General features: G+C 41.5%; 9 protein-coding genes and 1 pseudogene. 9 read left to right on the plus strand and 1 reads right to left on the minus strand.

Annotated elements, in window-relative coordinates; translation table 11 throughout:
- Positions 1 to 118 precede the first annotated feature (118 nt).
- Genes D0T87_RS10910 through D0T87_RS10925 form a run of 4 tightly spaced genes read left to right on the plus strand, consistent with a single transcriptional unit; the run spans position 119 to position 3029 of the window.
- A complete protein-coding gene (locus D0T87_RS10910; RefSeq protein WP_163175163.1) occupies positions 119 to 928 on the plus strand; it encodes a hypothetical protein in 810 nt (269 codons plus the stop codon).
- A 43-nt stretch (positions 929 to 971) separates the two neighbouring features.
- Positions 972 to 1361 (plus strand): hypothetical protein, encoded by a 390-nt coding sequence (locus tag D0T87_RS10915; RefSeq protein ID WP_163175164.1) that lies wholly within the window; start codon positions 972 to 974, stop codon positions 1359 to 1361.
- A gap of 49 nt (positions 1362 to 1410) precedes the next feature.
- Complete coding sequence (locus tag D0T87_RS10920) at positions 1411 to 2214, plus strand: sel1 repeat family protein (RefSeq protein WP_163175165.1); 804 nt, start codon at positions 1411 to 1413, stop codon at positions 2212 to 2214.
- A 23-nt stretch (positions 2215 to 2237) separates the two neighbouring features.
- Entirely contained in the window at positions 2238 to 3029 is a 792-nt protein-coding gene (locus D0T87_RS10925; RefSeq protein ID WP_163175166.1) for an alpha/beta fold hydrolase, read from the plus strand.
- 48 nt (positions 3030 to 3077) lie between these two features.
- Here the strand turns inward: D0T87_RS10925 and dinD are convergent, their stop codons facing one another.
- Positions 3078 to 3905 carry a DNA damage-inducible protein D gene (gene dinD, locus D0T87_RS10930; RefSeq protein ID WP_163175167.1) on the minus strand — a complete coding sequence of 276 codons (828 nt, stop codon included), beginning with the start codon at positions 3903 to 3905 and terminating at the stop codon, positions 3078 to 3080.
- 350 nt (positions 3906 to 4255) lie between these two features.
- On the opposite strand from dinD, the gene D0T87_RS10935 reads away from it, so the two are divergent.
- From D0T87_RS10935 to D0T87_RS10955, 5 genes and pseudogenes are all read left to right on the plus strand, one after another.
- Positions 4256 to 5776, plus strand: a complete 1521-nt coding sequence (locus D0T87_RS10935) for a 4Fe-4S binding protein (RefSeq protein WP_163175168.1) — start codon at positions 4256 to 4258, stop codon at positions 5774 to 5776.
- 84 nt (positions 5777 to 5860) lie between these two features.
- Complete coding sequence (locus D0T87_RS10940; protein ID WP_163175169.1) at positions 5861 to 7252, plus strand: aldo/keto reductase; 1392 nt, start codon at positions 5861 to 5863, stop codon at positions 7250 to 7252.
- A gap of 845 nt (positions 7253 to 8097) precedes the next feature.
- Positions 8098 to 8400: pseudogene (locus D0T87_RS10945) on the plus strand (DUF362 domain-containing protein); the annotation flags it as partial.
- Between the two features lie 200 nt (positions 8401 to 8600).
- A complete protein-coding gene (locus D0T87_RS10950; protein WP_163175170.1) occupies positions 8601 to 12596 on the plus strand; it encodes a hybrid sensor histidine kinase/response regulator transcription factor in 3996 nt (1331 codons plus the stop codon).
- A gap of 134 nt (positions 12597 to 12730) precedes the next feature.
- A complete protein-coding gene (locus D0T87_RS10955; protein ID WP_163175171.1) occupies positions 12731 to 15175 on the plus strand; it encodes a glycoside hydrolase family 2 TIM barrel-domain containing protein in 2445 nt (814 codons plus the stop codon).
- Positions 15176 to 15208: the final 33 nt, after the last annotated feature.

Here is a 15208-nt window from a genome sequence, read left to right on the forward strand (position 1 = left end):
CCTATAAGCAAGTTGTTTGAGCGTATTAAAAAATTAAATATTAATCAGGAGGATGAAAACCAGCTAACCATCTGGTAAGATTTCTCCGGACACTACTGAACCATTTAAAGAACCAATTATGAAAATGAGAAATTTGTGTGTAGCCTTTGCGCTTTTCGTATTTACAGGCTTAATTTCATCTTGCAGTGACGATGACGATGCCCCGATAACGTTGTCTTATCATTTATCCCGGGATACTCCTTTTAATAATGAGTACGGTTTGCTTTTTCATTCATTTTTCGGAGGCGATGTGCTGCTTGATATTCATGGCGGCGATGGAGCATACACCATACAGAATCTTAATAATAACATTGTAACGGCAGTTTTATATAATGGCAATGTAATAGAACTTGACCCCAAGATGATAGGGACGGCCAATATCCTGATTCAGGATAGCTCGCAAAAAGGTTATTTATTGAAAGTGCATATAGAGTATGAAACACAAACATATAGGGTGCTTGCGCATGAGGTATATATAAAAGGTGAATCTCTGACTGTAGAAGATAAGAAAAAACTGGAAGAAGATATGCTGAAACGCATTCCGATAACCGAAGGAGGAATGTATATATTTGAATATACCGACAAGAACAAAACCGAAGGTACGGTAGATCTGTATTCCTCGGCTCCCGATGTTCCAAAGGTGCCTTTTAAAATAGAGAAAAAGCCAGGCAACAAACCTGAGTACCGTTACCTGGAAACTGTAACCATAAACGCGGGCGAAGAAGAATATATGTACGATTTTGGCGTTTATAACGGCATGCCACATACCCGTGATACAGGACCCGCTCGCCCTGGCATGTTTGTTGAAGATGTAACTGACTTGTTTAAAGAAAAATACCCGGCCATGGAAAAGGCGTACACCATACAGGTACTATCAATAGGATACTAATTCTACAGAAATTATATTATCTTTGGGCATTAAATAATAGAGTATGCTACAAAGAGACTATATCATGAGGTTGATCCAACTCTTCTTCGAAGCCTTGGCTAAGTTTTTGCGCAATAAAGAAAATCAAAAGCCCGATGTGCTTCGGTCGGAGTTGGATGAACTTTATAAAACCTTCCTTAAATATCCGCGCGACCATTTTAAGGCGATGTCTATTGATGAAATAATCAATTCATTCAATGACGAGGGAAAACTGTATAAGTTGGAAATCGTTGCTGAATTATTTTATCAGGATGCTTTGTTGGGAGAGGTGGATAAACTACTCCTGGAGAAATCTCTGGCCTTATTCCGTTATGTCGATTTAAATGGCGACGTCTTTTCTTTTGACCGCAACCGCAAGGTGGGGGAAATTGAGGAGATACTCTCGCAGTTTTAAGAAAAAGTAAATTGCTATCTTTATCCTCATTAAACATATAGATAGAACTATGATGAACCGGAATCTATTCATTGTCGCTATTCTTACCCTTTTCTCTTCCTTTTTCTGTGCAAACTATACCCATGCCCAGGAGTGCTCCGTTTCCCTAACCGGAACATACAAACTGGATTCGGAAGAAGGAATGTATGATACTTTTGTTTTCGACGGAGCAGGAAAGGTAAATATTCATGCTTTTACTGAATTCAAAGGCGACTTCTTTCAGGTGGGTGATACCGTTATCGTCTATCCCGACAAAAGCCTTTTTGTTTTTCTGAAGAAAGATGAACACACATTGGTTGGAATCAGCATGTGGGTTGAGAATCTGGTATTCAAGCGTATGCCGAACGATACGATCATTGTACCGGCTCAGACCCGCGGACAGGAATATGCCAATCAATTCTATGAATTTTATAAACTATCGGGAAGAGAGGAACCCAATCTGGGCACTTATTTAGGTCTGAATACAGATTCAAACCTACGTGCATCTATGGACAAACTCTGTGATGAAGGATTCCCCAAAGCATGCACCACCATAGCAAATGCTTTAATGCTCGCAAGCCCCGGAATGGCCGAGTACTTTCGGGGAGATACCAACGAAAATAAAAAGATAGCTCCCAATAAAGAAATCTTCCAATACTACGTGAAAGCTATTGAATTAAACGACCTGGATGCAATTGCGCAATTAGGAGCCTATTTCCTCATGCTTGGGCATAAAGAGGAAGCCATTAAAGTATTTGAAAAAGGCTGTGAACTTGGACATAAGGGATGTTGTATGTCCCTTGCCGGACTTCAAATGAACTGGGGGGAAGAGTAAAACAGGGGTATGCTCACAATGGTATGGAGAAAAAGAAACTAAAATATCCTGTAATCCTGGTACACGGAATTGCTGCTAAAGACAATAACCTGTTTTGGGGACGAATTCCTGAAACACTAAGGAGTGCAGGTATAGATGTGTTTCTGGGAAATACAGACTCGTGGAGTGGGATAGAACGCAATGCCTTATTATTAAAAGAATCCGTCGATTCCGCATTGGAGAAATGTGGGACCGAAAAGGTGAATCTGATTGCTCATTCAAAAGGCGGAATTGATTCCCGCTTTTTAATAAGTACGCTTGGGTATGCACCTAAGATAGCCAGTCTGACGACGATTTCCACCCCTCATCTCGGCTCCGAAATAGTGGATTTTGTTTATAATAAGAAGTATATACATAGTAAATTAGCCAAAGCGATAACTAATTCCTTAGTAAGGCTGTATGGCGATAAATCCCCGGAACTTCATACCATGCTTGGAGATTTGAATACGAAGAATATGATAAAATTCAATCTGCAAAATCCGGATGCAAACTCTGTTTACTATTCCAGTTACCAGTCTTTTATAATGAGTGGGTTTGATGATTTATCGCACTTCCTCACTTACTATTTAATTAAAAGGGTTTCAGGGGCAAATGATGGAGTTGTAAGTCTTAAATCTTCAAAATGGGGTGATAACTGTACACTGATTAAAGGGTTGAAGTGGGGTGGAATCTCTCACTCCGAAATCGTTGATATAAAGAGGCGGAAAATCTCAGGGGTTGATGTTCCTGCTGAATATCTGAATATTGTTGATATGCTGATCTCAAAAGGATTCTGATATTATACTTATGAAGTATTTAATCGTATTATGAGAATGTTGATGTGATTATTTATTGTTTTTCAGAACTCTTTTTTCTTCGCTAACAAGTCGCCTTTCTACTTTTTTGATATCTTCTGCTGTTGGAAGATTTTCTGGTACTATCCCCCTTTCAAGAAGCATTTTCCGAACAGCTTCATTATTCTCAATATGTTCCCTTTCTATAGGCTTTACGCCATTTATGTCATGCGTTTGGATATTAACACTTGTCATTTCAGCTGCAAAATCTTTTGCTTTAATACTGATAGTGGGTAAAAAGTCTGCAACAGGTCTATTCCCAGGAATTCCAAGCTTCTTTTTTAATAAAGATGTATTTAAGCGGAACAAAGCTTGATCTCCTTTAGAGCGAATAATGGCAAAGTCCTGATCATTAATCCCGCGTTCATACATTATCCCTGACAGTCGCCTCTCTGTTTCCTGTAATTTTGTGCGGGCTTTAATGCGTTCAACTTCTAATAAACGTTGCTCTACTAATTCTGCACGACGGGTTTGAACCGCGAAATAGGTTTGTGCAAAAGCAATTTGTTCCTTGCGGGTGTCTCCATTCTGAGCAATCAGATAACATCCATATCTGGATAAAAGGATATCATTTATTTCGTGTTTTGCTCCTTTGCCGGCTTCGATCACCTTCCTGATATCAGGAAAGTGATTAAGTATACTTTGGCCTGCATTTTTGCATGATTCCTTAGCTTTATCTATGACTTTAGAGAAGTTTTCCCATTTGGAATATCCTAATAATAGTTGTAAGTCACGGGCGCTCCAACATTCAATTCCTTCATATTCAAGAGAAGCCGTTTCAAATTGCTCGAAGAGAGCTTTTATTTCAGATGATTTCATGTTTGTTTTCTAGACTTAAAGTGATTTATTTTGGTTATTGTGTTATTTGTTTCGTTTAGAAACAATTACAAAGATATGGATTGCTTTATTTATAGCAAAATCATTTATTCTTTTTTCTATGCCCTTTTAATAAAACTCTGTACTGCCCTCCTGATCAAGAATGGTAAAACCTTCTTGAACTTTTAAGCAAAATAAATTGAACCGGAGAACAAAGCAGTTTTTCGGTTTTTTATTTAGTTTTGCGAGTGAACAAGATAAATGTGCGAAAGTTTGGGAATTATATGATATTAAAATTCTAAATTAGAACACTTTTTAAGTGGAAAGGACTAAATAATTAAATTCTGAAAAACATGTTGAGAAAGACTAGACGGATAGTTGCGGCCATCTTCTTTGTATTGGTTACCCTACTATTCCTCGATTTTACGGGTGCGGCACACCTATGGTTCGGGTGGTTGGCTAAGATTCAACTGGTACCTGCCATACTGGCTGTGAACGTCGCTATAATTATCGGGCTTGCATTGCTGACCCTTATATTCGGACGTATTTACTGTTCCGTGATTTGCCCGTTGGGTGTAATGCAGGACGGAATATCTTTCGTTTCCGGCAAGCGGAAAGGTAAGAAGAACCGGTTTCGTTTCTCGAAAGCCATCTCCTGGCTCCGGTATTCCGTTTTAGGAGTATTCATCATTGGCCTTATTGCCGGAATTCCCGCTATTTTTGGTTTGCTCGAACCTTATAGTGCTTATGGGCGGATTGCTTCTAATCTTTTCGCGCCCGTTTATCGTTGGGGAAATAATCTGCTGGCTGTATTTGCCGAAAGGGCAGATAGTTACGCTTTTTACCCCACCGAGGTATGGGTAAAAAGTTGGGTCGTATTTGGTGTAGCCATTGCTACCCTTATTATTGTAGCTATATTGGCATGGAGAAACGGGCGTACCTATTGCAACACCATTTGTCCGGTAGGTACATTCCTGGGTTTTATCTCCCGGTTCTCTATACTTAAGCCAACATTCGATACCGAAAAATGTACCAAGTGTGGAGTCTGCGAACGCAATTGCAAATCATCCTGCATCAACTCCAAAACGATGACGATAGATCAAAGCCGTTGTGTAACTTGTTTCGACTGTATCGACAAATGTAAGTTTGGAGCCATGAAGTATGAAGTTCGCAAGGCTGGAAAGAAAGAGATTGCGGCGTCCACTCCATCCGAAAGCAAAGAAAGTAAAGGAGTTAAAGACAGTGGAATGACCCGTTCGGCTTTCCTATCCATTGCCGGATTGTTTGCCTTTACACATACCATCAAGGCTCAGCAACTACACGTGGATGGCGGATTGGCAGAAATTGAAGATAAAAAACGTCCCGACCGCAAGACGCCTGTGGTTCCGCCGGGAGCGAAGAGTCTGCGAAACATGAATAACCATTGTACAGCTTGTCAGCTTTGTGTGTCGGCCTGTCCGAACCATGTACTGCGTCCGTCTGAGAAACTCTCGACCCTGATGCAACCCGAAATGTCGTATGAAAAAGGTTTCTGTCGCCCGGAATGTTCTGAGTGTGCACAGGTGTGCCCAGCGGATGTGATCACTTTGTCATCGCTTGCCGAGAAATCTTCTATCGCTATCGGTCAGGCCATATGGATAAAAGAGAATTGTATTGTAAATACGGACGAAGTGCAATGTACTGCTTGTCAGCAGCATTGTCCTACGGGCGCTATCCTTTTGGTTGATCGTGATCCCGGTCAGGAGAAATCGCTGAAGATACCTGTTGTTGATAAAGAACTCTGTATCGGATGCGGTGCTTGCGAATATCTCTGTCCGGCACGTCCGTTTAGCGCTATCTATGTAGAAGGGTATGTAAAACATCATGAACTATGAGTGGTGAGTTATGAGTACTCAGGATCGTAAACTCATAACTCACTACCCATAACTCAAAACTCATAACTCAAAACTCATAACTTTATGAAAAATATATCCCGCCGCAACTTTCTGAAAACCCTCGGAGTAGGAGCTGCTGTTACTACTACAGCACTTTATGGCTGTAAACCTAAAAATACGGTATCGGCAGAAGGTGGTGCCATCGGCGAAGTGCCGACCGATAAAATGACCTACCGTATCAACCCGTTCACGAAAGACAAAGTTTCCCTTTTGGGCTATGGTTGTATGCGCTGGCCTCTTCGGAAAAATGCTAATGGTGAAGATGAAGTGGATCAGGATATGGTGAATGAACTTGTTGATTATGCTATTTCGCACGGCGTAAACTACTTCGATACCGCTCCGGTATACATCAGGGGGTGGTCGGAAACTTCCACTGGTATTGCCTTGAAACGTCATCCGCGCGATAAATTCTATATTGCTACCAAACTATCCACAGGACGCAATGATCCTTATACCCGGTCGTTGAAGGCTGCCAAAGAGATGTTTGAGAACTCGCTGAAGAACCTGCAAGTCGATTATATTGATTACTATCTGGTACACAGTGTCGGAGGTGGGAAGGACCCGATAAGGGAGATTGATAATCGCTTGTATGATAACGGTGTGATGGATTTCCTGCAAGCAGAACGAAAGGCCGGACGTATCCGGAATCTGGGATGGTCTTTTCATGGAGATGTGAAAGGATTTGATTATATGTTGTCGCTGCACGAAAAAGTTCAGTGGGATTTTGTGCAGATTCAGTTGAATTATATTGATTGGCAACATGCTTCGGTCGGGAGGAATGTAAATGCAGAATATTTGATTGCCGAACTGGAAAAAAGAGGTATACCTTCTGTTATAATGGAGCCTCTTTTAGGCGGTCGTTTGGCAAGAGTGAATACTCAGGCCATGAACATCATGAAAGAGATTCGTCCGGAAGATACCCCGGCACAATGGGCATTCCGCTATGCCGGAACGCCAGAGAGTGTGTTGACTGTACTTAGCGGTATGGTTTATATGGAGCATTTGCAAGAGAATATCCGGACTTACGCACCTCTGCAACCGTTAAATGAACAAGAGTACGAAGCGTTGGAAAAGGTTACTCAAATTATGCTTAACTCCGACTATATACAATGTACTACCTGTCAATATTGTATGCCTTGTCCGTATGGGTTGGATATACCGGGCATTTTTGATCATTACAACCGCTGCGTAAGTGCCGGACAACGCTTGAATAGCTCCAATGATCCCAATTACAAAGAAGCCCGGCGGGCTTTCCTTCTTGGCTATGACCGGAAGATACCTAAATTCCGACAGGCCGACCATTGTACGGAGTGCGGGCTTTGTAAGCCGCTCTGTCCACAGCGTATTGATATTCCGAAAGAAATGCGTCGCGTGAATGAGTATGCCGAACGCTTGAAACAAAGAAAGGAGTTCTAGGCAGCAACGTGCCGCTGTGAGGGTTCCATGCGGTATCATATCGCATTTGGAGGCAGGGATACGCATTTTACCAGTAGTATAATTAGAGCCTGTTTAAATTTTCCACAGAATAATTATTATATGTTGCTTTCGTTTTTTCTTTAGCGCTCTTTTTGTCTGTTTCTTCTCTTTTCGCGGTTCANACTTGACATAAATTTGTTTTTAAAGTGAATACTAATTATTAAGTTTATGCAAACTTAATATATCAGAGTAACAAACGGCAAGAAAAATGAGACAATTATTATCGGGCTTTCTTTTATTCCCGAAGGAATAGGCAATCGATTGTTCAGTTCTGACAAACTGCCTTGTGTGAAATGATTGAGAGCCTGTTTCAATTTTCCACAGAATAATTATTATAGGTTGCTTTCGTTTTTTCTTTAGCGCTCTTTTTGTCTGTTTCTTCTCTTTTCGCGGCTCAAATAGCCCGCTATTATCGCCTTAAAAAGAAAACAAACAGCCTAAAAATAGCACTAAATAAAAGAACGAGCAAAATTTAAACAGGCTCTCAAAACTGAAATAACAGATGTGTTATTTCCGAATCAGAGTTTCCGCAAACGACGGAATAAGTAAAAAAAGTATCGAATCTCGGCGGGAGTGACAAGGTTAAGGTAAATGTAATAGTGGAATATACGCAGGAGAAGCTTCCCGGAGGTCTTCTGGCGATTCTCCATATTGCCTATGGTGNGCGGTTCAAATAGCCCGCTATTCTCACCTTAAAAAGAAAACAAACAGCCTAAAAACAGCACTAAATAAAAGAACGAGCAAAATTTAAACAGGCTCTTACTAAAAAATAAAATAAGGGAATGAAAAGAATTGCCGATTATTGCGGTGATAATATCCTGTACATCAATGTAATGAATAACCTTTCCGTAGATTGTGACTGCGATTCACATCCCGAACCACCCCGTATCGCAGATATCGGTATGTTGGCATCCCTTGATCCGGTAGCTTTGGATAAAGCTTGCGTAGACCTTGTTTACCAATCACCCGAAGAAGACCGTGTGCACCTGGTAGAACGTATTGAGTCACGTAACGGTAGACTCACCCTGGATCATGCGGAAAAACTGGAACTCGGTTCTCAAAAGTATGAGCTTGTGACATTAGAGTAAGAAATAGATTATAGTCATTGCGAGCCGTAGGCGAAGTAATCCAGGTTATACATCTTGTGAGCTGGATTACTTCGCCTACGGCTCGTAATGACGTTATGAAAAAGACTTTTCGGACAGGGTATTTTTTATTAAAATCCATTATATTTGTATGTTCCGATTAGGACGCAACCTTATCCTTTACGCCTTATATCTCTAATAATATGAAACACCTGTTGATTTTCTTACTTCTGTCTTTAATTAACATTCCTCTTTATGCGCAGCACATTGTGGCCAAACAGATGCCCTTCTTCCATGAACTTTCTTCAAATGAAATCTGGGATGTAGGTCAGGATAAGGAAGGCTACCTTTGGATTAGCACCACCAACGGGTTGGCAAGATATGACGGATATAAATTACAGTTTTTCCGGTCGGATTATAAATATCCGGGTTTGCTAACCAACAATTCTATCATTTGTATATCTGATAATGGCCCTTACATTTGGATCGGAACAAGAAAAGGCGTTAATCTGTTTGAAAAGAAAACCTGTAAGATATTTCCATTCCCGGATGCTTTCCTTTTAGATAAAGAGGTCAATAACATAACCGTTGATCAGGATAACTATACATGGATAGCTGCCGAGGGCAAACTATATAAATGTACTCCGGATGCGCGAATTATTAAAGAATATCCTATCGCTAGTCAGCAAAGCCAGGACCGACTACTTGTAATAAACTCAGTCTATGTTGATAAGAGCAACCAAATTTGGGTGATGGCTTACGGAAGTGGTCCACTTAAATATGATGTACCAACAGATTCATTTGTGGCTTATCCGCAGTTTAGTGAAAACAGTAACTCCTTTATTATGTATCAGGATAGTTCAAGTAATTATTGGATGGGTACCTGGGGCGAAGGACTTTGGCAATTCTTTCCCGAAGAAACAGGGGCACAATGTTATAAGAAACACCGCATATTAAACACCCGGACTGGTCAGGATGAACCGTTAATTTATAGCATGACGCAGGATGATACGTTTGGATATTTATGGATACTATCATACAATGAGTTATATGCTCTCAATCTTACCACTGATGGAACGCTGGAACAAGTGGATATTCATGACTTGGTAGATACCCACATGATGTATACCCGTATATTTAAAGACAGGGATGGGAACCTGTGGCTCAGTTCTTATGATATGGCGTACACCATCTTCTTTGACGATTCCAAAACAGATAACTATCCGTTGCCACAGCTAAAAGAGCGATTGGGATGGGATGCTAATCTCCTGAATCTATGCAAAGATGAAGGGAATATTATATGGATGTGTCAGGATAGGTATGGCTTGTGCTTATATGATATGTCTGGCGATAAACTCTCATATAATGATATACATAATTACTCCGGCACGCTGGAAACACTTATTATGGAAAAAGCATTATCCAAAAGAGGGGTATGGGCAAGCGATAGGAATAATTTACGTGTGATGCGGCTTAGTCAGCAAAACATGAAGATATATATAGAAGAAGATATCTATCTGAATACATTTGTATCTAATCCGGGAAGCGTAGAACAACTTGTTGAAGATCATCAGGGTAATCTGTGGATCATAACATCAACTATGCTTCTGGTGAAGCCCGCAAACAGTCAGAAGCTAATTGTCGCATCACAGGATTTGCCCCGGATGTCCCGTTTGGCGGTAGATGGAAACGGAAAAGTGTGGGGCATATCTGTCGATAAAACTATCTGTACGCTGAATTATTCAGCCAACACCATAGCTAGTGAACAAAAGGTTTATATTCCAAATCTGTCGGAACAGGAACTCATCAGCTATGTTTGTATGGATAAAAAAGAGTGTCTATGGATGATTTCTACGTTAGGGCGTATCTATAAATCCGACAAGGAAAAGCAAACATTCGAAAGCATGCCTCTAGAAAATAATATAGAAGATTGTTCCGTATTAAGTATGCTGGCAGATGAAAATTGCGTGTGGATTTCAACCAATAAACGAATCATCCAATATAATATTGACCACAAAACCGTACGCAATTATTCCACTTCGGACGGAAATATATTAGTGAATGTGTTTCGGCACAAAGCCATAGGACTGGATGGCGAAGGAGGGTTGTATGTCGGTGGACATGGTGGCTTTATCCATATTCAATCTGGAGCGGCTTCTGTATTCGGTGGAAATCATTATCATCCGGTAGTTACGGATATTAAGGTAGAGAACCGGAGTGTTTTCTTTTCCGATATTTGCCGTAACGGTGACCATACAAATACTATAGAACAGATAACGCTGCAACCCGGCGACAGGAATATAGAGATATCCTTCTCTTCACTTTCTTACTCGCTTAATCCCAAGACCAGGATAGCCTATATGCTGGAAGGAATTGATAAGGATTGGGTCTATCCGGAACCTGGCAAGCATGCTGCCTTCTATAACCGGATTCCTAAAGGAACGTATAGATTCCGGTTGAAATCGGAGTATGAGCAGGGTAAATGGACGGATAGCGAAGTGCTGTTGACCATCGAACAGTATCCTGCGTTTTATGAAACGTGGTATGCTTATCTTTTCTATGTCTTACTTATTGGGCTGTGCATTTATTTGATTTTGCATACCTATTCGCAACGCATTAAAAGGAAGAATAGCATTAAGTTCAGAGAAGAACTGAACCGTACCAAGCTTGATTATTTCACGAATGTATCTCATGAGTTGCTTACGCCGCTTACTGTAATATCCACGGCTACTGACCATCTGGAAGCGAAGGATGCGCCCGGACAGAAACAAACCCTGATATTGAGATCGAACGTGGATAAACTGAAACGACTGATACAGCAAATCCTCGATTTTAGGAAGATGGATATGGGAAGAATGACGTTGAGCGTGTCTTATGGAAGCATCAAAGACTTTATCATTGATATTTGCCGGACAAACTTCTTGCCACTTGCCCGGAAAAAGAATATAGATCTGCAAATCAATGTTGATACCCATGAATTATATGGATATATAGATTTCGATAAGCTGGATAAGATTCTGTACAACCTACTTTCCAATGCTATAAAATATACACCGGAGAATAAACAAATCAGAGTAATTGCCCAACTTATACAGCAAGAAGATGGTAATTGTTTAGTCATTAAGGTGGAAGATGATGGAATCGGTATATCGCATAAAGAGATTGACCATATCTTCACCCGATTCTATAGCAATCGGAAAAATAAAGGAATAGAGTCGAACGGGATCGGTCTCTCCCTGACAAAGGATTTGGTTACCCTGCATCACGGAACCATAACTGTTGTTAGCGTTCCGGATAAAGGCACTTGCTTTACTGTAGAATTACCGGTAGATAAAGAATCCTACACAACAGAAGAACGGTTGGATGAGATGATCATTGAAGGTCAAGAGGATATCTTCACCGATGAAATTCCTTCGAATGACTTGGAAACAACAGAAGAAACAGATCGGTTTACTATCCTTTTGGTCGATGATAATACGGAACTACTGTACGTCATGAAAGGGATATTCAAAAATAAATATAACGTAGTGACAGCCACCAACGGTCAACAAGCATGGGAAATATTGAATAATACTGCCGTAGATGTTGCCATCTGCGATGTCATGATGCCTAATATGAACGGCTGGGAACTATGTAATCGCATAAAAACCGATTTACGTTTTAACCATATCCCAGTTATTATACTTACCGCAAAGAAAGGTATTGATGACCGTGTAGCAAGCTACGAAGCCGGAGCGGATGGCTATATTGCCAAACCGTTTGAATCTAAAGTGCTTTTTGCCCGGGTAGATAACTTGCTGAAATCATATAAAATGCGTCAGACAGCTTTTCAGAAAGAAGAGGATATAAACCTGGAAGGCTTAAACTACCAGTCGGCAGATAAACAGTTCCTGCAATCCATTATTGATAGCATTGAACAACACCTAGAAGAACCCGAATTTGATCTGGAACAACTATCCTCCGATTTAAATATGTCCAGATCAACCCTATACCGGAAGATTAAATCAATGACTGGACTGACTCCATTGGACTTTATCCACAATATAAAAATGAAACGCGCCTGCATGATGCTGCATAACCAACAAATGAATATATCGGAGGTAGCTTATGCAGTAGGTTTCAGCAATCCCAAATACTTCTCCAAACGCTTCAAAGATGAGTTTGGTATAACTCCGTCGGAATTCCAGGCAAGGTTATAAGATTATGTCATTAGGGTATTCAATCGTGTCATGACATAATTTTAGGCCCCTCATAACACTTTTCAATCCCCTCCTTCCAATCGAATATCACTTCTTTTGCTTACATCATGTAGTTAAACTCAAATCGTATATTCATGAAACAAGCAAAGAAGTCACTATTTGTATACCTTATTATGTTAGCCGCTGTTCATGCCCTGGGGAACGCGCAGATGTCCGGGCGCAAAATCCTTTTTAATAAAGATTGGAAATTCCATCTTGGAAGTGTAGCCAATGCCGAGCAACCATCGTACAACGATAGCAAGTGGAGAGCCCTTGAACTACCCCATGATTGGAGCGTCGAACCATTGCCTGTACAACGCGAAGGCGTAACTGTCGGCCCTTTCTCCCGCATGAGCGAAGGAACGTGGGACACCGGACAAACCGTCGGGGGCGAAGGCTGGTACAGAAAAACATTCACTATCTCACCTGAGGATGCAGGTAAGCGCCTTATCCTTTATTTCGAAGGCGTTTCCAACCAATCCGAAGTCTGGATCAATGGCCGGAAAGCCTATTATAATCCTTACGCTTATACCTCGTACAGGATTAATATGACCGATTACTGCCATGCTCCCGGTGTTGCAAATACTATTGTAGTAAAAGCAATTAATACAGGGCTTAACAGCCGTTGGTACGTAGGCTCCGGTATATTCCGTCATGTATGGATCATCAAAACCGATAAGACTTATCTCGATGAATGGGACACATTCTTCAACGCTTCCGAACTGAAAGGTAAAGATGTGCAGGTGCGGTTCTCTACCATCGTACACAATCAGAATCAGCAGCAAGGCGCGGCCGATTTGGATATTAAAGTCTATTCGCCCGCTGGAAAAGAAGTCGCCACTGTAAGCCAAAAGCTAACCCTGTCCCCAGAGACGCCCGTTGCCGCTTCTTTCTCCATAAAGAATGCCGAATTGTGGTCGGTAGATACACCTATATTATATACCGCTGAAGTTTCGCTCTCCTCAAGCGGGAAAGTATTCGATAAAATCTCCGTTCCTTTCGGCGTGCGTACTCTTTCTGTTTCTGCTGAAAAAGGCTTCCAACTTAATGGTAAAACGATAAAACTGAAAGGCGGTTGCCTCCATCACGATAATGGTCTGTTGGGTGCGGTAACCCTTAACCGGGCGGAAGAGAAGAAAGTGGAATTGATGAAAGCCAATGGCTATAATGCGGTAAGATGCTCTCATAATCAGGTGTCTGAATACTTTTTGGAAGCATGTGATAGATTGGGAATGCTGGTTATCCATGAAACATTTGATCAATGGCAGAAACCAAAACGGGATAATGATTATGCTCAGTTCTTTGATGAGTGGAGCGATAAGGACCTGGCCGCCTCTGTTCGTCGCGACCGCAATCATCCTTCCATCATTATGTGGAGTATTGGCAATGAAGTGGAACAGCGTGCCGATGAACCCGAAGGAGATCTGATTTCCAAGAGACTGGTTAATACCATCCGTAAGTATGATGATTCCCGTTTTACCACGATAGGTGCAAATGATTTTTGGGACAGACGTCACTTCTCTTGGGACAATGATGCGCACCGCACTTTTAAAAATGTAGATATAGCCGGTTATAATTATGTGTGGCGTAAATATGAGAGCGACCATGCTGCAGACCCAAAACGCATCATTTATGGAAGTGAATCTTATCCTAAAGAAGCTGCGCAGAACTGGAATCTGATAGAGAAACATCCGTATATCATTGGCGATTTTGTATGGACATCTATTGATTATCTGGGTGAAGCCGGTCTGGCGCATGCGCTGGAACTGGCACCGGGTGAAAGAGATCCGCAATTTATGGGCTGGCCCTGGTATAACGGTTGGTGCGGAGATATTGACCTTTGTGGCGATAAGAAACCGCAATCCTATTTTCGTGATATTATTTGGAGGGAACGTGAAATAGCTGTGGCCGTACGTCGACCCGTGGCAGAGGGAAAGAAAGAAGTGGTGAACGGCTGGGGATGGACGGACGAATTATTAAGCTGGAATTGGCCTGGATTGGAAGGTCAACCCCTGCGGGTAAACGTTTACAGTCGCTCGCCGAAGGTAAGATTGTATCAGGATAACGTTTTAGTGGGCGAGAAAGAAGTCGATCCCGAGTCGTACACCGCTACATTCGAGGTTAGTTACAAACCCGGTGAACTCAAAGCGGTGAATGTGAACCGTAAAAAGGAGGCCGCATCAACAATATTGAAGACAACCGGAACTCCTGCGGCTATCCGACTGATTGCGGACCGGAACCGGATAAAGGCAGATAAGAACGATTTGTCTTATGTCAAAATAGAAATTGTAGATAAAGATGGCAATGTAGTTCCCGATGCCGTGCTTCCGGTTACTATCGCTTTCAGCGGAAACGGTAGCGTTATTGCTTCCGGCAACGCTAGCTACGATGATATGAAAAGTTTCCGGTCATTGACGCCACGCACATTCCGGGGAAAAGCTATTGCTATTGTGCAACCTACGGAAGAGAAGGGTAGCGTTCAACTCACCGTATCGGCAGAAGGTCTTCATACAAGCTCCATCTCAATTGAAACTTATTGATATACGCATTTCCTATAGAGACGCACGCCGTGC

The sequence above is a fragment of the Bacteroides sp. 51 genome, from assembly GCF_010500965.1.
Classification (GTDB): domain Bacteria; phylum Bacteroidota; class Bacteroidia; order Bacteroidales; family Bacteroidaceae; genus Bacteroides.